The organism is Arcticibacter svalbardensis MN12-7, from assembly GCF_000403135.1.
Taxonomy (GTDB): Bacteria; Bacteroidota; Bacteroidia; order Sphingobacteriales; family Sphingobacteriaceae; genus Arcticibacter; species Arcticibacter svalbardensis.
Genome location: NZ_AQPN01000041.1, coordinates 1 through 24414 on the forward strand (window position 1 = coordinate 1; position 24414 = coordinate 24414).

The 24414-nt window shown below is 37.9% G+C and carries 29 protein-coding genes and 1 pseudogene; 13 read left to right on the plus strand and 17 right to left on the minus strand.

Annotation, left to right across the window (positions count from 1 at the left end; translation table 11 throughout):
- Positions 1–210: 210 nt before the first annotated feature.
- Entirely contained in the window at positions 211–492 is a 282-nt protein-coding gene (locus tag ADIARSV_RS20970; protein WP_083936522.1) for a sensor histidine kinase, read from the minus strand.
- Between the two features lie 246 nt (positions 493–738).
- Here ADIARSV_RS20970 and ADIARSV_RS04445 point away from each other — a divergent pair, with 246 nt between their 5' ends.
- The 5 genes from ADIARSV_RS04445 to ADIARSV_RS04460 all read left to right on the plus strand — a co-directional run bounded on the left by ADIARSV_RS04445 (position 739) and on the right by ADIARSV_RS04460 (position 3237).
- Positions 739–1287 (plus strand): GNAT family N-acetyltransferase, encoded by a 549-nt coding sequence (locus tag ADIARSV_RS04445; RefSeq protein ID WP_016194207.1) that lies wholly within the window; start codon positions 739–741, stop codon positions 1285–1287.
- On the plus strand, positions 1284–1427 hold the full coding sequence (locus tag ADIARSV_RS21795; RefSeq protein WP_016194208.1) for a hypothetical protein: 144 nt from the start codon (positions 1284–1286) through the stop codon (positions 1425–1427). Before ADIARSV_RS04445 ends, ADIARSV_RS21795 begins: the two co-directional genes overlap by 4 nt.
- Before the next feature lie 41 nt (positions 1428–1468).
- The gene (locus tag ADIARSV_RS04450) at positions 1469–1900 is read left to right on the plus strand and encodes a VOC family protein (RefSeq protein WP_016194209.1); all 432 of its coding nucleotides are present in this window, start codon (positions 1469–1471) and stop codon (positions 1898–1900) included.
- Complete coding sequence (locus ADIARSV_RS04455) at positions 1897–2325, plus strand: hypothetical protein (RefSeq protein WP_016194210.1); 429 nt, start codon at positions 1897–1899, stop codon at positions 2323–2325. The genes ADIARSV_RS04450 and ADIARSV_RS04455 overlap by 4 nt, the downstream gene beginning before the upstream one ends.
- A gap of 405 nt (positions 2326–2730) precedes the next feature.
- Complete coding sequence (locus ADIARSV_RS04460; RefSeq protein ID WP_040299085.1) at positions 2731–3237, plus strand: hypothetical protein; 507 nt, start codon at positions 2731–2733, stop codon at positions 3235–3237.
- 163 nt (positions 3238–3400) lie between these two features.
- Here ADIARSV_RS04460 and ADIARSV_RS04465 read toward each other — a convergent pair whose 3' ends face one another.
- From ADIARSV_RS04465 to ADIARSV_RS04490, 6 genes are all read right to left on the minus strand, one after another.
- The gene (locus ADIARSV_RS04465) at positions 3401–5533 is read right to left on the minus strand and encodes a xanthine dehydrogenase family protein molybdopterin-binding subunit (protein WP_016194213.1); all 2133 of its coding nucleotides are present in this window, start codon (positions 5531–5533) and stop codon (positions 3401–3403) included.
- A gap of 24 nt (positions 5534–5557) precedes the next feature.
- On the minus strand, positions 5558–6544 hold the full coding sequence (locus ADIARSV_RS04470) for an FAD binding domain-containing protein (protein WP_016194214.1): 987 nt from the start codon (positions 6542–6544) through the stop codon (positions 5558–5560).
- Positions 6541–7179, minus strand: coding sequence for a (2Fe-2S)-binding protein (locus ADIARSV_RS04475; RefSeq protein ID WP_016194215.1), 639 nt, complete (start codon positions 7177–7179; stop codon positions 6541–6543). The genes ADIARSV_RS04470 and ADIARSV_RS04475 overlap by 4 nt, the downstream gene beginning before the upstream one ends.
- Positions 7180–7297: 118 nt before the next feature.
- Positions 7298–7582 (minus strand): GNAT family N-acetyltransferase, encoded by a 285-nt coding sequence (locus ADIARSV_RS04480; protein ID WP_016194216.1) that lies wholly within the window; start codon positions 7580–7582, stop codon positions 7298–7300.
- A gap of 27 nt (positions 7583–7609) precedes the next feature.
- Positions 7610–8236 (minus strand): alpha/beta hydrolase, encoded by a 627-nt coding sequence (locus ADIARSV_RS04485; RefSeq protein ID WP_016194217.1) that lies wholly within the window; start codon positions 8234–8236, stop codon positions 7610–7612.
- Positions 8237–8238: 2 nt separating this feature from the next.
- A complete protein-coding gene (locus ADIARSV_RS04490; RefSeq protein ID WP_016194218.1) occupies positions 8239–9174 on the minus strand; it encodes a ring-cleaving dioxygenase in 936 nt (311 codons plus the stop codon).
- 199 nt (positions 9175–9373) lie between these two features.
- Here ADIARSV_RS04490 and ADIARSV_RS04495 point away from each other — a divergent pair, with 199 nt between their 5' ends.
- The 5 genes from ADIARSV_RS04495 (at position 9374) to ADIARSV_RS04515 (ending at position 14498) form a co-directional block, all read left to right on the plus strand.
- Positions 9374–10204, plus strand: a complete 831-nt coding sequence (locus ADIARSV_RS04495; protein ID WP_016194219.1) for an MBL fold metallo-hydrolase — start codon at positions 9374–9376, stop codon at positions 10202–10204.
- Positions 10205–10505: 301 nt separating this feature from the next.
- Positions 10506–11069 carry a UbiX family flavin prenyltransferase gene (locus tag ADIARSV_RS04500; RefSeq protein ID WP_016194220.1) on the plus strand — a complete coding sequence of 188 codons (564 nt, stop codon included), beginning with the start codon at positions 10506–10508 and terminating at the stop codon, positions 11067–11069.
- Between the two features lie 32 nt (positions 11070–11101).
- The gene (gene mtaB / locus ADIARSV_RS04505) at positions 11102–12424 is read left to right on the plus strand and encodes a tRNA (N(6)-L-threonylcarbamoyladenosine(37)-C(2))-methylthiotransferase MtaB (protein WP_016194221.1); all 1323 of its coding nucleotides are present in this window, start codon (positions 11102–11104) and stop codon (positions 12422–12424) included.
- A gap of 27 nt (positions 12425–12451) precedes the next feature.
- Positions 12452–13624, plus strand: coding sequence for a prolipoprotein diacylglyceryl transferase (locus ADIARSV_RS04510; RefSeq protein WP_016194222.1), 1173 nt, complete (start codon positions 12452–12454; stop codon positions 13622–13624).
- 73 nt (positions 13625–13697) lie between these two features.
- Positions 13698–14498 (plus strand): inositol monophosphatase family protein, encoded by an 801-nt coding sequence (locus ADIARSV_RS04515; RefSeq protein WP_016194223.1) that lies wholly within the window; start codon positions 13698–13700, stop codon positions 14496–14498.
- A gap of 325 nt (positions 14499–14823) precedes the next feature.
- Here the strand turns inward: ADIARSV_RS04515 and ADIARSV_RS04520 are convergent, their stop codons facing one another.
- The 4 genes from ADIARSV_RS04520 to ADIARSV_RS20980 form a co-directional block, all read right to left on the minus strand.
- The gene (locus ADIARSV_RS04520) at positions 14824–15375 is read right to left on the minus strand and encodes a NifU family protein (RefSeq protein WP_052016949.1); all 552 of its coding nucleotides are present in this window, start codon (positions 15373–15375) and stop codon (positions 14824–14826) included.
- A gap of 114 nt (positions 15376–15489) precedes the next feature.
- A complete protein-coding gene (purB, locus tag ADIARSV_RS04525) occupies positions 15490–16833 on the minus strand; it encodes an adenylosuccinate lyase (protein WP_016194225.1) in 1344 nt (447 codons plus the stop codon).
- A 359-nt stretch (positions 16834–17192) separates the two neighbouring features.
- A complete protein-coding gene (locus ADIARSV_RS20975) occupies positions 17193–17399 on the minus strand; it encodes a hypothetical protein (RefSeq protein ID WP_016194226.1) in 207 nt (68 codons plus the stop codon).
- 111 nt (positions 17400–17510) lie between these two features.
- On the minus strand, positions 17511–17699 hold the full coding sequence (locus ADIARSV_RS20980) for a hypothetical protein (protein ID WP_083256998.1): 189 nt from the start codon (positions 17697–17699) through the stop codon (positions 17511–17513).
- Positions 17700–17837: 138 nt separating this feature from the next.
- Between ADIARSV_RS20980 and ADIARSV_RS04540 the strand changes: the two genes are divergently transcribed.
- Together ADIARSV_RS04540 and ADIARSV_RS04545 are read left to right on the plus strand one after the other, a co-directional pair.
- Positions 17838–18404: an RNA polymerase sigma factor gene (locus ADIARSV_RS04540; RefSeq protein ID WP_016194228.1), complete on the plus strand. Its 567-nt coding sequence runs from the start codon at positions 17838–17840 to the stop codon at positions 18402–18404.
- Positions 18405–18414: 10 nt separating this feature from the next.
- Positions 18415–19512, plus strand: a complete 1098-nt coding sequence (locus tag ADIARSV_RS04545; protein WP_016194229.1) for a S1 family peptidase — start codon at positions 18415–18417, stop codon at positions 19510–19512.
- A gap of 4 nt (positions 19513–19516) precedes the next feature.
- Here ADIARSV_RS04545 and ADIARSV_RS04550 read toward each other — a convergent pair whose 3' ends face one another.
- Genes ADIARSV_RS04550 through pdxH form a run of 3 tightly spaced genes read right to left on the minus strand, consistent with a single transcriptional unit; the run spans position 19517 to position 21847 of the window.
- Positions 19517–20692, minus strand: a complete 1176-nt coding sequence (locus ADIARSV_RS04550) for an NADH-quinone oxidoreductase subunit D (RefSeq protein ID WP_016194230.1) — start codon at positions 20690–20692, stop codon at positions 19517–19519.
- Positions 20692–21189, minus strand: coding sequence for an NADH-quinone oxidoreductase subunit C (locus ADIARSV_RS04555; protein ID WP_016194231.1), 498 nt, complete (start codon positions 21187–21189; stop codon positions 20692–20694). The genes ADIARSV_RS04550 and ADIARSV_RS04555 overlap by 1 nt, the downstream gene beginning before the upstream one ends.
- A gap of 1 nt (position 21190) precedes the next feature.
- Positions 21191–21847, minus strand: coding sequence for a pyridoxamine 5'-phosphate oxidase (gene pdxH, locus ADIARSV_RS04560; protein ID WP_016194232.1), 657 nt, complete (start codon positions 21845–21847; stop codon positions 21191–21193).
- A gap of 95 nt (positions 21848–21942) precedes the next feature.
- Here pdxH and ADIARSV_RS04565 point away from each other — a divergent pair, with 95 nt between their 5' ends.
- Complete coding sequence (locus ADIARSV_RS04565; RefSeq protein WP_016194233.1) at positions 21943–22506, plus strand: YqgE/AlgH family protein; 564 nt, start codon at positions 21943–21945, stop codon at positions 22504–22506.
- Positions 22507–22578: 72 nt separating this feature from the next.
- On the opposite strand, the pseudogene ADIARSV_RS23320 reads toward ADIARSV_RS04565, so the two are convergent.
- From ADIARSV_RS23320 to ADIARSV_RS04575, 3 genes and pseudogenes are all read right to left on the minus strand, one after another.
- Positions 22579–23144: pseudogene (locus tag ADIARSV_RS23320) on the minus strand (IS5/IS1182 family transposase); the annotation flags it as partial.
- Between the two features lie 238 nt (positions 23145–23382).
- Positions 23383–23880, minus strand: coding sequence for a 5-(carboxyamino)imidazole ribonucleotide mutase (gene purE / locus ADIARSV_RS04570; protein WP_016194236.1), 498 nt, complete (start codon positions 23878–23880; stop codon positions 23383–23385).
- A gap of 8 nt (positions 23881–23888) precedes the next feature.
- Positions 23889–24414, minus strand: a 526-nt coding sequence (locus ADIARSV_RS04575; RefSeq protein WP_040299089.1) for an ATP-grasp domain-containing protein, incomplete at its 5' end; no start/stop codon positions are given.

Here is a 24414-nt window from a genome sequence, read left to right on the forward strand (position 1 = left end):
TACTATTTCTTTATAAATAAGATAAAAACTCATTTTTTGAAGAAAATTAAGGCTACAAATCCAATAATTGAAGTTAATCATTTTCCTAATCCTTCTAATGCTCAGTTGGTTAGTACTAAGCAAGAATCAGATCACTTTGGCCAAAAGGTAAGACTTTAAGCCAAAATTGCTTTTGCTATCAAGGTGAAATAAACTACTTCCTTAGGAAAATTAAAGAGGCAGAGTAAACCAAAAAGTTGAGCCTTTGCCCAGTTCGCTATCTACGCCAATTTGTCCCTTATGTTTTCTTATAATTTCCCCGCTGATATATAATCCAAGGCCTAAACCCGAATATTGGCTTCCCGGGTTGTCAATCCTGAAATACCTGTCAAATAGATGCGGGATTTTATTAGCAGCAATACCCTGGCCTTTATCCGTAACAGATACCTTTGCCTCGTCATTATTTTTTTCAATCGTTATCAGGATTTGTTTTGAACCAGGGGCGTATTTGATTCAACATCATTGACCATGATTTGCTTAAGAATTACCTAAAGGTACTTACCTGTTTTTTCTTGGTTGTGAGCCACTATTTAAAGCGTTTATACGATCTCGTTTTCTTAGCAAGTAATATCTCATTCAGAAAATTGGTTGCTTTTTTATGCCAGTAAATCGCTTATATTTACATTGTAAGCAGGTGATTTTGAGACTCAATTTGGGTTTTTAGACAAACTGCCGTTAGCGGTAATACTATTAACAACCATGCTTAAAACGAACAGACTCAATATTAAAGAAATAACTTTTGATAACATGAATAATGTTCACAAACTTCATTCATTACCAGAAACTGACGAGTTCAACACTTTAGGAATTCCTGAAACCATTCTAACGACCGAGAAAATTTTGGCAGAATGGTTGACACTTCAAAAACAAGAACCAAGGACTTCTTATGTTTTTAGTATAAACCAGAACGAAGACGATTGTTTTATTGGACTTATTGCAATGAATTTGGGAAAAGTGAACTACCGAACTGCGGAAGTTTGGTTCAAAATTCACAAAGACTTTTGGGGAAAGGGCTATACGACAGAAGCCTTGATAAAACTTTTGGATTTCGGATTTAACGACTTAAAACTTCATCGAATAGAAGCTGGTTGTGCTGTTGAGAATATAGGTTCAAGTAAAGTTCTTGAAAAAGCAGGAATGATACAAGAAGGGCTGAAAAGAAAGAAATTACCAATCAGAGGAGAATGGAAAGACAACTATTTTTATGGAATATTGGAAGAAGATTTTAATAAAATAATAACTGTATGAAAAGTATTACCGCTAACCACAAGTTTAATCTATGCCCGGGCGATGTGCTTTCACTTTCTTTTCTGCAAATCAATTATGTTTGTGCTTTGGCAGAAAGTAGTGCTATAAAATGGGCACAAATTAAACTAGCCAAACGTTAGCGGTCATTGAAAACAGACACCCACTTTAAAAAAATAAAAGTATGAAAACGCAAAAATCAAAATTGAGAGGATTAGCAACAATCAGCTTGTTTGCAATTGATTTGCAGAAAGCGAAGAAATGGTACACCGAATTTTTAGCGATTGAACCATATTATGCTTTTCCTGACAATGAAAATCCATCTTATATCGAATTTCGAATAGGCGATTTTGAACACGAGTTAGGAATTATCGATAAAAAATATCAGCCTAAACAAGCTTCGGATAAACCAGGGGGAGTTGTTGCTTTTTGGCACGTTGATGATTTAAAAGGGACATTTGATAAATTGATAGGTATGGGCGCAACCGAATACGAGAAAATTACAGAAAGAGCAGATGGATTTGTTACGGCCTCTGTAATTGACCCATTCGGAAATATTTTGGGTATAATGTACAATCCGCATTATTTGGAGATTTTAACTTCCTTAAAGAAATGAAAACAGTAGCGCAAAAAATGGGTATTAAGGAAGGTTCAAAGGCATATTTTAAAAATGCACCTTCGAATGCGGTTTCTGCCATCAGCTTGCCTAAAATAGATTTAGCTGAAACACTCACTGGAGAATTTGATTATATACACTTGTTTGTGAAACAGCAGAGCGAACAAGCCAATCTTTTTCCTAAACTTAAGGAACATCTGGCCATAAACGGAATGCTTTGGGTTTCTTGGCCCAAAGGTGCACAGTTGGGTACAGACCTAACATTACCAAAAGTGATTAGTATAGGTTATAAATTTGGACTTGTAGAAAGCACCTGTTTAAGTATAAATCCAATATGGTCAGCTTTAAAATTCACTCATCCTAAAAAAGGAGAAGTATACAATAACAGTCACGCAAAACTACAATCAAGAACAACGAACCGCTAACAATGTATATAAAAAATAGGCGAGACAATAATAAATTCAAGGCTTATGGCTCGTATCAAATCAAAGGCATATTCTATATCTCAAGGTCTGATATATCAAAGTAGCCAACTTGGTTGAGTGATTTCACCATCAACCCTGTATTGAATAAGATGATCAATTTAAATTTTCTATTCAAAGAAAGGGTTTGCTCTTCGTTCATATTTTAAGGTTGTTATCAAAATCATTCCTATGAACTACACATAACAATGGTATTGCTAATTTTTTTATTGACGAGCACTTTTGGGGTTCAGTAATTATTATTAAGTTAGTACTGTGGGTGTAAGTTCTGACAATAGAATAAAATTAGCATAGCAACCAAGCCTTTTAACAACCGTTCAGACTTAAAAAACTTAAAAACACAATCATATGAAATTCGGACAATTGCTTATCGGACTTTTATTTGGCGGACTGTTGGGTTTTGGTTTGACAAAATATTTTTCTAAGACTGGGCAGCGAGCTGACAACACCAAAACTACAACAGCAATTGAAAGTTCTTCATCTTCTGGAAAGTGGATTTGGCCCGACAGTTTGGATGCCGTAAAAGCGGCATCTGAAAACCACAAGGTTGTTTACGAGGATAGCACATTGAGGATACTTCTAGTGCTTTTGGACGGACACAAAGAAGAACCTATCCACACCCACAAATGGAAGAGCATAATGTGGATTACAAAACCCGCCGTGCCCTGCACAATTTATCAATACAAATTGGACAAAAATGGACAATTTGTCGCAAAAGACAGCGTTAACATACCACATATGGACACTAACATTGGTTATCCAAGTGAAGCAGAAGGTCCGACAGGAATTAAAAATTTAGGCAACGACAACGGCATTGCATACAGGATTGAATTCAAAAAAGACTTCAAACTATAACCCGTTTTATCAACCATGGCTTGGATTTAATCCATTCAAAGTTCTTTTAGGATGGATTTCATTTTTGACAATCTCTAGCGATCCAAGAAGATGAGCAATTCACGATCTGGTTTCAGGAAGTAAAATGATAGAATTATAGCTTTTGTTGGATTATAATATCATATCAAATTAATTTATCGGGTGTAATAGGTAACTCTCGGATCCTTTTTCCTGTTGCATTATAAACCGCATTTGCTATAGCAGGGGCAACACCAATCAGGGAGATCTCTCCAATTCCTTTTGTGCCCAGTGGATTAATATGCATATCAGGTTTATTAATAAAAATGGCTTCGATTTGAGGAATATCCGCATTCACTGGTACGTGGTAATCTGCAAAGTTACCGTTTACCAGGCGACCAAAGCGGTCATCTATAATTGCTTCTTCCGTCATAGCCATTCCTATACCACCTACAGCTCCACCAATCATCTGGCTGCTTGCGGTTTTATTGTTCACAATTTTTCCAGCATCTACTACAGCGACCACTTTTTTAATTCGCCATGCACCGGTTAAAGCATGCACATGTACTTCTACAAAGTGTGCGGAGAAGGAATACATCGAATATTTTTTAGCTTCATCGGTACCCTCGGATCCTTGTGTTAACTCGATGAAAGGCAAGTTTTGCTGTTTCAAAATCTTTACGTAATCAAGGTCTTCGTTGTTTTCTGGTTTTCCGGTAAGTGTATTCAGTTTCTTTTTTAAAGCCAAACATACATCGTGTACTGCCGACCCGACAGAAGACACTGTTGCAGAACCACCTTGTGTGGGTGCTTCAGGGAGAGAGGAATCACCAAGGTCAAAAGTTATTTTCTCTGCAGGTATTCCCAATATGTCAGCCGCAATCAACACCATGGAAGTACCTGTTCCAGGACCGATATCACTGGTTGCACTTTTGATATTAACGGATCCGTCAGCTAACAATTTAATATATGCCTGGGCTTTATTGCGGTAAGCTCCAAATGCGCCACAACCAATACCATATCCCACGAGCCAGTCGCCTTCGCGATTAGTTCCTGGTTTAGAAGAACGTTTTTCCCATCCTATTTTATCAGCACCTTTTTGATAACATTCCCTTAGGTATTTGCTTGACCAGGGAAGGTTCTTTTCAGGGTCGGCATCTGCATAGTTTTTTAACCTTAACGCGATGGGATCCATATTCAGGGCATAAGCCAATTCATCAAGGGCACATTCTAATGCAAAAGCACCTGTAGCTTCACCTGGTCCGCGCATAGGGGCGGGTACTCCTACATGTAAAGGCACAACTTTATAGCGGGTATTGGCATTTGGACTGGCATATAAAAAGCGGGAAACATTCACTGAACGCTCTGTGAATTCTTCATATACCGCTGATTGTGAATGTGATTCATGTGTAATACCTATAAGCTGACCGTCTGGAGTAGCACCTATTCCCATCTTTTGAATGGTTTGCGGCCTGTATCCTACCAGGGTGAACATCTGTTCCCTGGTTAATGTAAGTCTGACTGGCCGGTTAATCATTTTGGCTGCCTGTGCAGCTGCAATTTCATGTGGCCAGGTGCGAAGTGAAGAACCAAATGCTCCTCCAACGAAGCGGGAGTTGATCTGTACAGTACTCTGCTCAATTTTAAATGCATTGGCTAAAGCCTTTTGAGAACTGATTACACCTTGTGATTTGGTGAATACAGTTAACTTTCCATCTGCGTTCCAAAATGCGGTGGTGACATGCAGTTCCATCGGATTGTGCATTTCGGAAGGTAACAAATAAGCTTGTTCTATTTTTACAGGGGCATTTTTATAGGCATCGGCTTCTCCGCGGATGTAGTCTTTATAATTACCACCTTGTGGAACTACACTATTATCTATGTTTTTTTGAAAGTTCGTTTTGAACGGCTCTTTCTGATAAGTGGCGGTAACTAAGGATGCTGCATAAGTGGCGCGCTCAAAAGTATCTGCTATGACAAGAGCGATTGGTTGCTGGTTAAAATAAATTTTATTGTCATTAAATAACTTAAGTCCTTTAGAGGCAGGCTTTGACTCATTGGGTTGATATCCGGGTACTTTAGCCGCATTTAGGTAAGTAATTACTTTTATAACACCGGGTGCCCGTTCTGCTACTTTTGTATCGATACTGGCTATTGTTCCATTGGTAATTGTAGCTGGTACTAAAACCCCGTAAGTTAGACCGGTGATTTTAAACTCGCCGGAATATTTTGCTCCACCTGTAACTTTTAGTCTTCCATCTACACGGCTTAACGAATCGCCTATTGCATCTTTTTTCATCCTGTTTATTATTACGGTTTATACTTACACTGTTAAGCCTGAAGCTGTTTTTAATGCTTGTATTAAGGTATTAGGAGCTAGTTTTAACTTGAACTTGTTGTGTTCGTAAGCTTTAGCACCTTCCATAGCGATCTGTGCAGCTTGTTTAAAAGTATCTTCACTTACCGTTTTGCCTTTAAGAAAGGTTTCGGTAGCGGTAAGACGCCATGGTTTATGTGCCACACCACCCATGGCTAAACGAACATCTTTGATGGTGTTATTTTCAATGTGCAATGCCACTGCCGCTGATACCAGGGCAAAGGCGTAAGATGAACGATCGCGAACTTTTAGATAATGTACGTTTTTGCTGAAAGGAGCGGTGGGGATATCAATAGAAGTGATTAATTCGTTTTTCTGTAAGGTAGTATCCTGTTCCGGATGATCACCAGGCAGGCGGTGAAAGTCTGCAAATGGTATAGTGCGTGCAGCTTTAGGACCACTTACATGAACAAACGCATTCAATGCAGTAAGCGCAACGTTCATATCGCTGGGGTTAACAGCAATGCATTTGTCGCTTGCTCCAAAAATAGCATGCATGCGGTTGTATCCTTCCAATGCACCACAACCACTTCCGGGTACTCGTTTATTACAAGGCATAGTGGTATCGAAAAAGTAAGGACAACGGGTCCGCTGTAGTAAATTGCCTCCTGTTGTAGCCATATTCCTTAACTGTGGAGAGGCACCTGCATTGATAGCCATGGATAACAGTGGAAAGTTTTCCTTCACAAACTTATTTTCTGCGACTTGTGTATTGGTAACCAGTGCACCTATCCGCAGGTGACCCTGTATGTTTTCTATTTTTTTTAATGGTAAATTGTTAATATCTACGAGTCTTTCGGGCGTAACAATCCCCATCTTCATTAGGTCAACGAGATTGGTCCCTCCGGCAAGGAAATGGGCATTAGCATCTAAGGCAACGGATTTGATCGCACCTGATGTCTCGGCAGGTCTTACATATTGAAACTGATTCATGATAGTCCTCCCTTTTTAACTTCCTGTATGGCATTTACAATGTTGGGATAAGCGCCACATCTGCAGATATTACCACTCATGAATTCTCTGATCTCCATTTCGGAACCGGCATGTCCTTCCTTGATTAATGCAACGGCTGACATGATCTGTCCCGGTGTGCAGTAACCACATTGAAAGCCATCATGTTTAATAAAGGCTTCCTGCATGGGATGAAGTTCCTGGCCTTTGGAAAGACCCTCAATAGTGGTGATTTTTTTACCTTCATTTGTTACGGCGAGACTGAGACATGAATTTATCCGCAGGCCATCTGCATGAACAGTACATGCACCGCATTGACCTCTATCGCAACCTTTTTTAGTTCCCGTTAGATTGAGCTGCTCACGAAGTAAATCGAGAAGAGTTGTGCGAGGCTCAACAGATAAATTAAGGGGAACTCCGTTTACTTCAAGGTGCAGGGAAGTCTTTTCAAAAACAGATGCTAGTTTTTCATCCCACTGATTTACTGCGGCATTTACTACGGTAACGGGCACAAAAGCTGCGGCAGTTAAGAAGGAAGACTTCTTAAGAAAGTCACGACGAGTTTTATTTGGAACGCCATCTGAGTCAGGCGGTGTGCATGGCTTTTTACTTGACATATAATATAAATAGAGGTAGATTATAGATAACTATCTCCATTATAAGTTGTTTTAAAGAGGAAAGCTTATTTAGAATTTAGTAAGATTCTAAATAAGCTTTTCTCTATAAGGGATTTTCCTAAGCTAAAAGTTTATTCCATTCGGGATGCCGCTTTAAAAATACTTGTATATAAGAACAAGAGGGCACCATGTTGAAATGATTGTCCTCCAGGTATTGTAGCGTTTTTTCAACAATAGCTTCTGCCACGCCCTGGCCTTGTTGTGATTCAGGTACTTCGGTGTGGAGGAGAGCAAAGGTTTCCTTGATTTGATTGTAATCAATGAAGGAGCGCTTTCCGTCAACTGTGAGCTCAAAACTGTGGTCCTTTTTATTATTTACTAGTTCAATATCCTGATATTTCATCTTTTTAAATAAGTAGGGATAACGTAATTAGGCAAAAATGTGTTTGTTTGCAAGAGTAATTTCTTCCTGAGAAATGGTGTGCGATCCTCCTGGGTATATTTTTAGTTGTACGTCGGCATTTAGCTCTTTCAAAACTTTCACGCTTTTTTCTACTCGTGTTAAGGGTACATGTACATCGGGATTTCCGGTAGTGATCAACACCGGTGTTTGATCGAAATCACCTTTATAATGGTCGCGGTTAAGGTGTTCGCCTACTAGACCTCCTGTAAAGGCTACTGCTCCACCATATTTTTTGGGGTTTCTGGCTATGTATTCTAAAGTAAGACAAGCTCCTTGTGAAAACCCAAGGAAATAGATCTTATCTGCAGGGATTCCTCCATCAAGGATACGATTGACTACTTTGTCAATCGTATCTAGTGCTGAATTGAGGGCAGGTTGATTTTGTTCATCGGGAGCCATAAAACTGTATGGATACCAACTGTTTTGAGTGGCCTGAGGGGCAAATAGTGCAAACTGGTCCAGGTTTTTTAATGCTGTGGCAAGACCTAATATGTTCTGCGCTGTGCTTCCTCTTCCGTGGAGCATGATTAATGCGGACTTTGCCTCTCCGATAGGGGCTCCAGCTGTTACGTATTGTTCGCTGTGTATATACATGATTAGACTAATTTAGGGAGTAAATCTTCTAACTTGCTGCGGTATCCTTCATATTGTGCCGGAAGTTTTAAGTTAATACCTAATTCTTCCAGAGGCTCGTCGACTGTAAATCCTGGATTATCGGTAGCTAATTCAAAGAGTACACCACCTGGTTCGCGGAAATACAAGGAATAGAAGTAGTTGCGATCGATTTTCTCTGTGATGTTTAGACCTAAGGCCTCAATCTTTTCGCGATATGCCATCAACGTTTTTTCATCTTTTACGCGAAAGGCAACGTGATGAACGGATCCTCCGGCTACATGGCCTATGGATTCTCCAGGCACTTCTACCAGGTCTACGATAGATGCATTTTCTATGGCATCAGTAATAAACCGGTAGCGGTTGACGTGTTGCTCAAGCAAGCGGTAGCCAAATACACTGGTTAACAGGTCGGCAGTTGGCTGCATTTTGTTAGTGGTAATGGTAACGTTATAAAACCCTCTTGTGGCATGCTCCGCTTTTATTTCGTTGGTTTCCCATGGAGTACGTGTATCTGCTGAATTTGAAACGGTAAGTTCTAGTTTAAGTCCATCGGGATCAAGAACAGTCAGATAGGGCTGTCCGAATTTCTCGGAAACCTTGTTATATATCGCATTATGCTGGTCGAAACGTTTGAGCCAGAAATCAAGACTGCCTTCGGGTACGGAATAGCCAATTTCGGTAACTTGCCGGGTTCCTCTTCTGCCTGTTGTGATGTTTTCCCATGGGAAGAAGGTCAGGATAGTGCCTGGAGTGCCTTGTTTATCTCCATAATAAAGATGGTAAGTTTCGGGATCGTCGAAATTGACGGTCTTTTTAACCAAACGCTGACCTAAAACCTGAGTGTAAAAGTCAAAGTTCTTTTTGGCATTGCCGGCTATAGCCGTAATGTGATGTATGCCATTGATGGTATTTTCCATGATTATAAAATTTAGTTTGTGTTAAATTGTTTGTTGATCAAAGATCGGAATTGTGGAAAACTTATTTCTTAACCCAGATTAAGAAGGGAATGAAGTAGGCTGCAGGTTTAAAATAGAGGGCTTTTGTGCATAATATTATTGATGCTTTTGCTTAACCACTAATAGTTTTAGTAATTTTACAATTAATAAAAATAAATACATGTCTGTTTCTATAGCATCAATCAATTCAGGAAGTAATGGTAATTGTTATTATGTTGGCAATCAGGAAGGTGCAGTTTTAATTGATGCCGGAATATCGTGTAAGGAAATTGAGTTGCGCATGAATAGATTGGGATTGGCGATGAAATCGGTTAAGGCCATCTTTGTATCTCACGAGCATTCGGATCACATCAGAGGTATTGATGTGTTATCCAGAAAATATCAGATCCCCGTTTACTTGAATCAAACGATGATTCATAATGGTTGTGTTTGTGTAGAAAAGGAGCTGGTGGAGATTTATGAAGCGCATGTCCCTGTTACTATCGGCGATTTAAGGATTACGGCATTCCCTAAATTTCATGATGCTTGTGATCCGCATAGTTTTATTATTCAATCGGAAAATGTTACGATTGGAGTGCTGACTGATATTGGAAAGGCCTGTGAACAGGTTATTAAGTATTTTAAGCTTTGTGATGCGGTTTTTCTGGAGGCTAATTATGATGAAGAGATGCTTCAAAAAGGCAGTTATCCGTATTATCTAAAAAATAGAATTAGAAGTGATAAGGGGCATTTATCCAATACTGAAGCGCTTAACTTATTTATAAATCATAAATCGGCCTTGTTAAGTCATTTGCTTTTGTCGCATTTGTCGAAAGATAATAATAGTCCTGATTTGGTTTCCCGATTATTTAATGTGCATGCGCAACATACAAAAGTGGTGGTGGCGTCCAGATCTGTTGAATCTGAAATCTATCAGATTTCAAGGTCAATTAGCCCTTTGTTGACCGAAATAGTCGTAAAAGATAAATTAACTCAATATAGCTTGTTTTAACATCGATTTTATTGTTCAATTGCATTGATTGGTCCTGTTCGGGGTTAAATTCTTGCAATACAATCAAATTATAGGATGGTTTTATTTATTTTACTTTATATAGTACTGATTAATAGGTATTTGTAATTTTAAAAAATGCGTTATTTAATTTGCGTGAAATATTTTGTAGATGCAATGCGATTAATTATATTTGTGTGCCCTCTCAAAGGGCATGTTTTTCATAGGTAGATGTAGGGTCGAATACTTGTATTCGACCCTTTTTTATTGCAACCAATTTGAGCAGTTATTTGTTAAGGATAAAATGGGAAAAAGAAAAGTCGTTATTGCCTTAACCGGGGCCAGCGGAGCAGTATATGCAAAGGTATTACTGGATAAATTAATGACCTTAGAACAGGAGGATCTGGAGGTGGGTTTAATTATGTCTGATAATGCTATAGAGGTTTGGAAATTTGAACTTGGTAATGAACTTTATCGTGACTATCCTTTCAAGCGATATGGGAAAATGGATTTTTATGCACCTTTTGCTTCGGGTTCGGCAAAGTATGATACCATGATCATCTGTCCCTGTTCCATGGGTACGTTAGGTCGAATTGCTTCAGGTGTATCAAATGATTTGACTACCAGGGCGGCTGATGTGATCCTGAAAGAGCGTAGAAAGCTCATTTTAGTTACACGGGATACGCCATTGAGTTTGATTCATATCAATAATATGAAGACAGTTACGGAAGCAGGGGGGGTTATTTGTCCGGCCAGTCCTTCATTTTATAGCTTACCAAAGACATTTGAGGAACTGGCTGCTACGGTAGTGGACCGGGTACTTGATCTCGTCGGTCTGGAAGTTTCTTCTTATCGCTGGGGTGCGTAAATCGCAAATTTAACTATCTTTGGTCCTTGATTATGAGTAGAAAAGTTGCCTTTTACACCTTGGGTTGTAAACTTAATTATTCTGAAACGTCCACAATAGGAAGGTTGTTCAGTGAAGCGGGTTTCCAGTCTGTTAATTTTACGGATACACCTGATGTATTTCTCATCAATACGTGTTCAGTGACTGATCATGCTGATAAAAAATGCCGTAAGGTGGTTAAGGAAGCTTTAAAACAGTCGCCCAATGCTTATATAGTGATTGTGGGTTGTTATGCACAGTTGAAACCTCAGGAAATTTCAGAGATTCCAGGTGTTGATCTGGTTTTGGGTGCTGCAGAAAAATTCAGGATCATTGAGTATCTGACCGATTTAACGAAACAGCCTAAAACAATCATCCATAATCAGCCAATTGCAGAAGCAAATGAATTTGTACCTTCTTTTTCTTATAACGACCGTACGCGTACTTTTTTGAAAGTGCAGGATGGGTGTGACTATTCATGTACTTTTTGTACTATACCACTGGCACGTGGAACAAGCCGGAGTGATTCTATCGAAAATGTGATGGCTCAGGCGAATGCTGTAGCGGCCTCAGGGGTGAAGGAGATTGTGCTTACGGGGGTTAATATTGGTGACTTCGGTATTCGAAATGGTGTGCGTGATGGAAAGTTTTTTGATTTGGTGCAGGCACTGGATCATCTGGAAGGGATTGATCGGATTCGAATCTCGTCTATAGAACCTAATTTGCTGACTAACGAGATCATTCAATTTGTGGCAGGTTCCAATAAATTTGTTCCTCATTTTCATATTCCTTTGCAATCGGGTAGTAATAAAATATTAGCTCTGATGCGGAGAAGATATAAACGGGAATTGTATCAGGAAAGGGTTGAAGCGATCAAAGCGATTATGCCGGATTGCTGTATCGGGGTAGACGTGATTGTTGGTTTTCCAGGTGAAACGCGTGAGGACTTTCTGGACACGTATAACTTTATTAATTCATTAGATATTTCGTATCTGCATGTGTTCTCCTATTCAGAAAGGGAAAATACACCGGCTGCAGAAATGACTGGCAGTGTACCAGGAGCTCAGCGGGCTGATAGAAGCAAGATGCTTCATATGCTGTCTGATAAAAAACGGAGAGCTTTTTACGGTACACAAATAGGCAAAAGCTACGACGTGCTGTTTGAGCAGGATCATAAAGATGGTTTTATGCACGGCTACACGGCTAATTATGTGAAGGTAAAAGTTAAATTTGATCCTTTATTAGTGAATGAAACGCGACATGTTTTGCTAACAGCTGTTACAGATGATGGTGATGTAGAGATAACAGAATGCAATACAGAGATATTAACCCATTAAAATATTATAATTACCTTAAAATCAGACATGTTTCCAAACTTATCTCATCTTATAGAATACCTAACAGGTGTCAATATTCCATTACCCATTCAAACATTTGGATTTTTTGTAGCCCTTGCTTTTGTAGCAGGTTATTGGGCTTTTAGTGAAGATCTGAAGAGAAAAGAGAAGCAGGGCTTAATTCATGCTTTTAAAAGTAAGGTAACTATTGGTGAACCGGCATCTACTTCTGAAATGGTATTTAATGGTTTTTTTGGCTTTGTACTAGGCTTTAAACTGGTTGACGCCCTATTTAATTACACTGCTTTTGTAAATGATCCACAGAGCTTTATTTTGTCTTTAAGGGGAAGTTTTATTGGTGGTGTTGTTGTCGGGATTGCATTTGCTTTCATGGCTTACAATGATAAAAAGAAGGCTCAATTACCTAAACCACGTATTGTGGAAGAAACAGTTCACCCTTATCAGTATATGAGTACATTGATTGTATGGGCTGCTGTATGGGGATTTTTAGGTGCGAAAATATTTCATAATCTAGAGTATTTTGATGATTTTTTGAGGGATCCGATTGGTGGACTACTTAGTTTTAGTGGACTTACTTTCTATGGTGGGCTGATTTGTGGTGGTGCTGCGGTACTTTATCTTGCAAATAAAAAGGGTATTAAACCGGTACACATGCTTGATGTGGGTGGACCGGGTATGTTGCTGGCTTATGGAGTGGGTCGAATGGGTTGCCACATGTCTGGTGATGGCGATTGGGGGATTGAGAATTATAATCCTAAACCTGGTTGGTTAAGCTGGGCACCTGATTGGGTTTGGTCTTTTAAGTTTCCACACAATGTGATCAATGAAGGGATTCCAATTCCCGGATGTGTGGGAAGATATTGCAGTGAACTTCCGGTAGGGGTTTATCCAACTTCATTTTATGAGTTTTTGGCAGGTGTGCTATTGTTTTTTGTGTTGTGGTCACTTCGTGATAAGATTAAACCGGCAGGGATGATGTTTTCTATCTATCTGATCATAGCTGGAGTGGAACGATTCTGTTTGGAGTTGATCCGTGTGAATTCAAAGTATCATGTGTTGGGATTAGGTTTTACTCAAGCTGAACTGATCTCGATCATACTGGTAATATTGGGTATAATTGGCGCAATATGGTCTCTGTATACTTATAAAAAGTCATCTCCGGAGATGACTCCTCAATAGGATTTTGTGCTCTTCTGGGTCTGTTTTACCAATGTTCCATGGAGCTCCATTCAAGCATGTTTATAAATAAAATATGAATTTAGAAGAACTTACGGGTCAGGTTGCGGCATTAGCTAAAACGGTAGGCGCGTTTATCCGTCTTGAAGCATTAAGTTTTGATGCGGCAAAAATTGAATACAAAGGCCTTAACGATATGGTTTCTTATGTGGATAAAACTGCTGAAGAAAAGATTGTTGGGGGTTTAATTAAACTTTTGCCTGGTGCAGGATTTATTACCGAAGAGCAAACGGTTAATAAAGTTTCTGAGGAGTATACCTGGATCGTTGATCCTTTGGATGGCACAACAAACTTTATTCATGGTCTGCCTTCTTTTTGTGTGAGCATTGCACTTCAGCAACGGGATGAACTGGTTCTTGGTGTGGTGTATGAGATAAACAGGGATGAATGTTTTTATGCCTGGAAAGAGGGTGGGGCATATTTAAATGGACAGGTCATTCATGTTACGCAGAACAAAGAATTTGCGCAGTCGCTACTGGCAACCGGTTTCCCCTATTACAACTTTGAAAAGTTAGAGTGTTATATCAATGTGTTCCGCGAACTTACACAGGTTAGTCATGGTTTGCGAAGAGTAGGTTCTGCTGCGATGGATCTTGCCTATGTAGCGTGTGGACGGTTTGATGGGTTCTTTGAATATAATTTGAATTCCTACGATATTGCTGCGGGTGTTATTCTCGTGAGGGAAGCAGGAGGGAAGGTGATCAACTTTAAAGGAGGGGATGAGTTGTTTGAGTCGAGGGAACTTATTGCCGGTAATTTATTTATTGCTCCTGAACTATTGCGTGTGATTAGTAAACATTTTGGAATTAAACTTTAAGTATCGGGTTTCTTTTATTCTTTTCGAAAATAGATTCTTTATAGCTGATATTGATAGTCAATATTTATGATCAAGGGTTTTGTAATCTTTTACTTTTAGTAAGTTATTGAGTATTAGTAAACACCTTAATGTAAGTGCTACTTGTTAGTCAAGAATTAAAAAGAATTTATAAAATAAGTATGGCTTTTATTCAGCGTCCAATGGCTGAGCCATGTCGCTGAAATAAAAGCCATATGAACATTTTCTGTATGTCTCTTTATTCGAATTTTGATTACCTTTTTTTATAAAGGATCTCTAGAAAAAATTAATCTTATAATTTGAAAGATTAAAGGGCTTCAGAAATTACCTCAGTTACTTCAGGCACCATTCGTTTTAATAAACTTTCGATTCCTGCTTTCAGCGTATAGGTGGAAGAAGGACAACCACTGCAAGAGCCTCTGAGCTCAACGGTAACCACACCTTCTGAATATGACTTATAACTTATAGCGCCACCATCTTGTTCTACTGCAGGCGCCACATAGTCATGAAGTATTTGCTGGATTTTGATTTCAGTTTCAGTTCCTTCAAAAGCAGTGGTTTCGTCGGCAACAACTGTCTTGATCTGAACTTCAGATTCAGTAGCTCCCTTTACAAACTCTTTAAGAATAGGTTCGATATCAGCCCATTCGGAATCTTCAGTTTTTGTGATGGTAACAAAGTTACTAGCGAAAAATACACCGTTCACAAAGTTGAACTTAAACAGCTCTTTTGCAAATGGAGATAATTCAGCACTTTCTTTAGTGGGATAATCACTACTTCCGTTAAGTAAAAGCTTGTTTACCAAAAACTTCATCGACGCCGGGTTAGGTGTCGTTTCGGTATATACGTTTATATTTATTGCCATGAGATATGTTTCTACTTCAAAATTATCAAAATAATTTATTGAATTATCATTCTAATAGCTTTTTACGTATAGATGACCCAGATTTGCAGGGCTTTTAACTTTGTATTTTTAAATACCGACGTAAGATTGGGGACTGATTTTCCTAATTTCTTCTTTTACACTTTCCGAAACATTTAAAGTTTCAACAAAATCTGATATTGTATTAGCACTTACTTTTTCGTTGGTTCTTGTTAACTCTTTTAAAGCTTCATAAGGGTTAGGGTAGCCCTCCCTTCGTAAAATCGTCTGTATGGCTTCTGCTGCAACTGCCCAGTTTTCGTTAAGATGTTTTTCAATAACACTCTGATTTAGCAATAATTTACTCAGTCCTTTGAGGGTAGACTTAATTGCAATTAAGGTATGAGCGATAGGAACTCCAACATTACGAAGCACTGTAGAATCGGTCAGATCCCTTTGAAGTCGAGATACTGGTAGTTTAGCTGCGAAGTGTTCAAATAAAGCGTTAGCGATACCTACGTTTCCTTCAGAGTTTTCAAAATCTATCGGGTTAACTTTATGAGGCATAGCAGATGATCCGATTTCACCCGCTTTAATTTTTTGGCCAAAATAATTCATCATGATATACATCCACATATCGCGGTTTAAATCAAGTATGATATTATTAATGCGTTTAAAGAAATCGCACTGAGCAGCAAAATTATCGTAATGCTCAATTTGTGTGGTATATTGTGAGCGATTTAATTTCAACTCATCATTTACAAAGTTGTCCGCAAACTGCTTCCAGTCTATTTCCGGATAGGCAACATGATGAGCATTAAAGTTACCGGTAGCTCCTCCAAATTTAGCTGAAAAAGGAATATACTTAAATTGTGCGAGCTGTGCTTCAATACGTTCCACAAAAACATAGATTTCCTTGCCAAGACGAGTTGGAGAAGCCGCCTGTCCATGTGTATGTGCGAGCATAGGGATGTTTTCCCATGTTGAAGCGAGTTCTCTAAGTTTAGTAAGCAATTCATCAACTGCCGGAAGATAGGATTGTTCTACGGCAAGTTTTAATGAATATGGAATTGCGGTATTATTAATATCCTGGGATGTAAGTCCAAAATGTATGAATTCTTTGTAAGCATGAAGATCTAGCTTGTCAAACACTTCTTTAATGAAGTATTCTACTGCTTTGACATCATGATTGGTGATGCTTTCGATATCTTTTACACGTTGAGCGTCAGCTTCAGTAAAGTTTTCGTAAATGGCTTTTAATGCGACAAATTTATTGGCTGGGAAATCATTTAAAGGAGGAAGAGGAATGGAACATAACTTGATAAAGTACTCCACTTCAATAAATACTCTGTACCGGATTAAAGCAGCTTCAGAAAAATAGGCAGATAGTTCGCGAGTTGCTTTATTATATCGACCATCTACAGGAGAAATGGCACTTAATGAAGTTAATATCATGTTTAATTTTTGGCAAAGTTAATCTTTCCGGCTGAAAGCTTAACTAGTATTTGTTTATTAGTAAGTAATACAAAGGTGACGTTTGGCTAATAATCCGGGGAATATCTTTGATATTGCAACATTTATATCTTATTCTAATAATATTTGAGATTCGCTCTTAGAGTTTAAGCAGTTAAATGAATTTTTTCTTAGCGATAATGTCAGAAATGCCTGTTAGTGCACTTTTATATAAATAAATGACTTTAGAGGGTATGTCATATGTTTGTTTGTAAATGATATTGGATAAATAAGAAAAAAAATGCAACTAATCTGTTGATTAATTGCATTATGTTGAATCTCAAAAAGATCAATAATTTAACTTATTTAATTGAATCAACAGTAGCATCTGCTGCAGAGTCAATAGTATCAGTTTTAGCTGAAGCACTAGAGTCGATAGAATCAATGCTAGCTGATGCGCCAGAGTCGATAGAATCAGCAGTACTGCTATCAGTTTTAGTTGAATTACAAGCAGCCGCAGAAAGAGTAATAGCTAGAGCTAAAAAGCCGAATTTAAATAGATTTTTCATATTTATTTTTTTTATAGTTTATCGTTAATACCGAGGTTTTCAAAAGGTAACCTGTATACAAAACAAAAACTTTGAGTATGAGTCAAAGTTTTTGTTTCAAGTGTAAGTGAATTACATGCCAGTTGAGTCAGCAGCTGCTGAATCAATAACTGCAGTAGTATCAGATAACATTGTAGTATCAGTTGTAGCAGAATCTACAGATGTAGAGTCAGTACCATTTTCAACTTTTGTAGAGTTACATGCAGATGCTGATAAAGTGATTGCTAATGCAATGAAACCGAATTTTACTAGATTTTTCATCTTGGTGATTATTATTAATTTAAACAATTTACAGATTAATACTTAAGATTGTAAAAAGTAACCCATGTTGATGAATATATTTTTTATTTATTATTTCCTTTATCATTGGGTTACAAATTTCATAATTAAGTATAAATAGTGAGCAGAGAGATAAAAAGGTTTGAACCAAGTGATAATGAGGTTATACTTGGAATTCTTAATGACTCGAAAGGCGTCCTGGATAAATTGTATGAGGCATATTTTCCAATGATTTTGCAACTTGTTGTCATGAACAGTGGAAATGATGATGATGCGAAAGATGTATTTCAGGAGTCTGTTATCATTCTTTATAATAAAGTAAAAAAAGGAGACTTTGTACTGAATAGTAAATTGAAAACTTTTATTTATTCAGTTTGTAGAAGGCTTTGGTTAAAAAGGCTATCGCAAAAAAGTAGGGTAACGGGTAATATAGTTGATTTTGAAGAGGTGCTCTCCGTAGAATGTGATATTGAGCAACAAGAAGAAAGGGATAAACAGTTCGATTTAATGGAACTTGCTTTAGGCCGTCTTGGTGAACCTTGTAAAACAATTATAGAGGATTTTTATATGAATAGTAAGTCAATGCAGGATATATGTGAAAAATTTGGTTATACCAATGCTGATAATGCAAAAAACCAAAAGTATAAATGCTTGCAACGCTTGAAAAAATTATTTTTTCAAGCATAATTTATAAAAAATGGATGTAACGGAACAAATTGAAGCTTATTTGCTGAATGAAATGTCTGATGAAGAATTAGCTGCATTTGAGCAATCACGGGCTATTGATCCTTCTTTAGACCGGAAGGTGGTGCTTCATGAGCAATTTATGAAGCAAATAAAAGATCATGGCGAGCATCGGAAGCTGATTTCCGACATGAATGTGATACATGCTCAATTAGATATTTCTGCCATTCGTGAAGAAGTTATTCCGACTTCGGTAAAAATAAAGGTATTATGGAAAAAGTATCGTCCTAATGTTGCTGTTGCTGCTTCTGTAGCAATATTGGCTGTATTAACTACTTTATTGTCTACAGGATCTTTCAATCAGGCCACTTCAATCAGATCAGATTATAATGCCTTAAGAAGAGAATGGAGCAGAGATATTAATACGAAGGTTAAGCGCTCCCAAAATGAAATTCTACAAAATATTAATGCGTCTTCAAAAAGCCCTTCTACTCCGTCTTTATTTAGTGGTACCGGGTTTGCTTTAAACACAGATGGTTACGTTGTAACTAACTATCACGTGGTTAAGGGTGCTGATTCTGTATATATTCAAGATAACGATGGTAATTCTTATAAAGCGACAACGGTATATATTCATCCCTCTTATGATATAGCAGTATTAAAAGTGATTGATTCTTCTTTTAAAACATTACGGTCTTTACCATATTCTTTCAAGAAATCAGGCTCTGATTTGGGGGTTGATGTATATACACTTGGCTACCCGAAAGATGACCTTACTTATACTCGTGGTTATTTAAGTTCCATGAGCGGTTATGCTGGTGATACTATTGCTTATCAGGTTGATATTTCAGTAAATGGTGGTAATAGTGGTGGCCCTTTATTGGATAGTAAAGGAAATGTAGTTGGTATTGTAAATGCTAAACAGGACAAGACAGATGGTGCTTCATTCGCAATAAAGTCAGCGTATTTATTAGAGGCTATACAATCTATGCCTAAAGATAGTTTAGGTAGAAAAGTTATATTGAACACTAAAAATACGCTTTCCTCTTTGAGTAGGGGTGATCAGATTAAAAAGATTGAGAACTATATTTACATGGTTAAGGTTTACTAGTCTACTATCGGTCTAGTTCTCCTAAAACGATGTCTACAGAGCCGATAATAGCCACCATATCCGCAATTAATACCCCCCTAGAAATTTCTGAGATGACAGATAAGTTGCAAAAGCTGGGTGCTCTGGCTTTAACCCTTTTAGGGATTTCAGTCTTTCCATCTGTTATGAAATAAAATCCTAATTCACCTCTTGGATTTTCTGCTCTCACATAAAAATCTTGTGCTTTAGGAATGATCTTTTTAGGTAGCTTAGCTCTTGGGTCAAAATCGGTTGTTCTCTTTAAATCGGTTTGTAAACGCTCCAAACATTGACTTATAATGTGAACGGATTCTTTTATTTCGTCGGTACGAACTTTAAATCTGTCCCAGCAATCTCCTGTAGTTCCCATTTCTCCTTTACCTACGGGGATTTCAAACTCCAGTTCCGGATATACGGAATATTCATCAACTCTTCTAAGATCCCATTTTAAACCTGATCCACGTAACATGGGTCCTGAACATCCATAATTAACAGCTGTTTGAAGTGGCAATATCCCAACATTTGCTGTGCGTGATATGAATATCTGATTGCCGGTGAGTAATTCGTTTAACTCGTTCATCTTGGGCTTAAAATATGCAATAAATTCCTTGCATCTTTCTTCAAAACCGACAGGCAGATCGTAAAAAAGGCCACCTACCCAGATATAGTTGTATAACATGCGGGACCCAGATGCCCACTCTAACATATTCATTATATGTTCCCTGTCTCTAAAACACCAAAGAAAGGGAGTAAAGGCTCCAATATCAATACCATATGTACCTAAAGCGATGAGATGAGAGCCTATACGGTTTAACTCACATACCAGGACCCTAATGTATTCGATGCGCTTAGGAATGTCACCATCTATACCCATCATCTTTTCTACACCCATTACCCAGGCATGACTGCTATTCATTGAAGCAAGGTAATCTAACCGATCTACAAAAGGAATAGTCTGTTGGTAATTGAGATTTTCGGCATGTTTCTCAAAACAACGATGAAGATAACCTACATGTGGAATGACTTCTTTGACAATCTCTCCATCTGTAATCAGTTCTAATCGAAGTACACCATGGGTGGAGGGATGTTGAGGACCCATATTGAGAATCATTTCTGTTGGCTCAATATGAGATATGAGTTTTTGATAACGCGTTGATTCCATTAGTCGACCTTAATATCGTTGTAATATTCTTGAACTTTATAATCTTTACGTAAGGGGAAACCTTCCCAGTCATCAGGTAATAATATTCTTCGTAAATCTGGGTGTTTATCAAACCTGATACCAAGCAAGTCGTATGCTTCCCGTTCATGCCATTCTGCGGCTTTCCAAACATCCGTAACTGTCGGAAAAGATGGAAGTTCATCTCTGCTTCGATCATGATACTGCATGACCTTTAAAGTAAGTGTGTTTTTGTAAGGAAGTGATGCCAGATGATAAACAATGCCGAATATATTCTCATCAGCGCCATAATCTATGCCGCTTAGGCAAGAAAGATAGTCAAACCAGGTCTTTTCGTTGTCTCTTAACTCGAAGCAAACCGCCGAAATTGAGTCAGGTGCAATAACTAATGCCGGCTGATGTCCATTTGTTTCCTCCTGTACAATTACTTCTTGTCCAAATTTCGCTATAAGTAATTCTTTTATTTCTTCAAAAGTCATTCTAAGGTGCTAAACGTGTAATTTTCCAATTTTGATTTGCCATCAGCTTGTAAACAATACGATCGTGCAACCTGCCATGCCCTCCTTGCCAAAATTCGATAAGAGAAGGTTTCACAATATATCCTCCCCAATGAGGAGGTTTAGGAATTTCAGCAATGTCCTTATATTTTTCCTCTAGCAATTGGATGTTGTTCAGTAAAAATTGTTTATTATCTATTTCTCGACTTTGGGGAGATGCAAGTGCTCCAATCTGACTTGCTTTGGGGCGCGAATGAAAATAAGCTTCAGATTCTTTTTCATCTAGTTTTTCGAGAGTCCCCTCAATTCGTACCTGACGCTCAAGATCCTGCCAAAAGAAAACAAGTGCAGCCTTAGAATTTTTTGTTATTTCCTGACCTTTTCGACTCAGGTAATTGGTGTAAAAAACAAAGCCCTTATCATCAAATCCTTTAAGCAGCATAATACGTGCAGAAGGTATTCCGTCCGCTGTAGCTGTAGCTAAAGTCATGATATTTGGTTCATGTATTTCAGAACTCATGGCATCTGAAAACCATGTTGAAAATTGGCTGATAGGATCTTTTGCAACATCTTCTTCTGAAAGTGTGGCAGCCTGGTAATCTTGCCTTAAATTCTGGATAATTTCTTTATGTATGGTCATAAGTATACAAATTTACTCATTGAATAATTTTTACTATTATATTTTTGTATAATAAGTTATGAAAACATATAATAGATTGATATTGTTAGAATAAAATGCTAAATAAAGCTCAACCGTTAAAGGGAAGTTTGCTGATTTCCGAACCATTTATGATGGACCCTAACTTTAAACGGTCTGTATTATTACTTACAGAACATAATGAAGAAGGAACTATCGGTTATGTATTGAACCAAAAAAGTAGTTTTTTCTTAAATGATGTTATTCCCGATTGTCCTGATGCAGATTTTCCTATTTTCATTGGAGGACCAGTAGGCGCAGATACGCTTCATTTTCTTCATAGATGCAATGATAGATTGGATGGAGGGTTAGAAATTGCTAAAGGAATATATTGGGGAGGTGATTTTGAAATGCTCATGCTCATGATCAATGCGAAACATATTGAAAAACATGAAATTAAGTTTTTTATCGGATACTCTGGCTGGGAACCGGGTCAGTTAAATAAAGAGCTTGAATTAAATTCATGGCTTGTTCAAAATACATATAAACCAGGGATGATTACTAATAATAACATTGATAATTTATGGAAAGAGATTGTTTCGCAACTTGGTCCCAAATATGCGCATATAGCTAATTTTCCAGAAAATCCACTCTGGAATTGAAGGCTATTTAATCGATCCTTAAAAAGTCCATTTTGTTTTAAAGTTATTAATTTGTTTTGGATCTGATTTCATCTATATTTCAAGCAATTTATTAAAGGTGAATATGACAAGCTTGAGCGAGTTAAAAAAGAGGCCAAAAAGAGATGATTTCCATTTGTTCATCATCCTTTTAAAGTTGAAATCTGCGACAGCAAGCATAAGGTTGATGTTATCACCAAATATCGCTTTTTAAAAGTTCCGAGCTAAGCGATGATCTGTCTTCAGATGTCCAATTGCCGGTTCTATTGCAGCTCTTCGCTTAAACCCTTTGCGTAGTTTGGTCTGCCTGAACTGACTTAGTTTCTTGTTGTTGAACGGTCGGCGGTATGGATATCATGGTTTCTCCTATCTTTGTTTCACCCTCGATAACCCCCGGTTAACAGTAGCTCTTTTAGCCCGCTTTCCGCTCAGCTTTTCGTGTTGATCCAAAGCACCTTCCAGCGTATGTCCATCATATTGGTTTCTAAACCCATTGACCTACTATTACTCCCGTATTCAGGGTATAAACAATAGATACCTTGTTGCCAAACTCATATTTTTTCTGTGCTTTCCCCTTTAGAGATGCATAGCACTTCTGGTTCATGTAAGGAGTAAATCTTGTTCTTATCGGCTTTTTTCTTGGCTAAAACCTTCTTGAACAATATTCTTTGACCAGACTGGCAAAAGAGGAACGATTTATCATTCCTGTAAGTTGTGCGAATACTGGCTGTCACTGTCCGGAGAAAGTTGTACCTTTAAGCATACTTTTAGTGTGGTAACTTAAAAGTATAATAAAAATGGGTTAGCTTACGTTAGCCTATATATTTTTATCGGGCAACAATGACTTGTAAATAGTATCTATTTTAAATTAAAAGAAAGCTCCAATTCTCGAGCTGATTCTTCTACTTTAAGTTTTAATTCCTCTTTAAAGCTTTTTAGACGTTTAGTTAGTTCACTATTTGAAAGAGCAAGTATTTGAGCGGCAAGAATTCCTGCATTTTTTGCAGCATTTAATGCTACAGTCGCTACAGGAATGCCATTTGGCATTTGTAAAATTGATAAAATTGAATCCCATCCATCTATGGAGTTAGATGATTTGATTGGAACACCTATAACTGGTAAGTGCGTAATAGAAGCTACCATTCCTGGTAAATGAGCAGCGCCACCAGCTCCTGCAACGATCACACCAATACCTCTTTCTGATGCCGTTTTAGCATATTGGAACATTCTTTCAGGAGTTCTGTGAGCCGAAACCACAGTGATTTCAAACTCAACGCCTAAAATCAATAATATGTCCGCGGCATCCTGCATCACTGGTAAATCAGATTTGCTGCCCATTATTATTCCAACCTTCATCTTATTTGTTATGCTTTAACTTTAACTGTTTCCTGAATCATACGGGCTTTTTCTATCGCTTTTTCCCTGATCTCATCTATAATAGTAATATGTCCCATTTTTCTGAAAGGCTTCGTGAATTTTTTTCCATATAAATGGACATAAACCCCGTCCATCTTAAGGACATCGTTTAATCCTTCATATACAGCTGGTCCTTCAAAACCGGGTTCTCCTAAAAGATTAATCATCACCGCATTGCTTACCAATCTGATATCTCCGAGCGGTAAATTAAATATAGCCCGAAGGTGTTGTTCAAATTGAGAAACAAAATTTCCTTCAATAGTATGATGTCCGCTGTTGTGCGGGCGTGGTGCTAATTCATTTACTAAAATTTCACCATCCTTTGTAAGAAACATTTCTACAGCAAGTAACCCGGTTATCTTTAGCGCATTAGCGATTTCTAAAGCTAGAAACTCTGCTCTTTGCTGAATTTCTAATGTTAAAGTAGATGGAGATATAAGAAACTCTACCAGGTTGGCTTCAGTGTTAAATTCC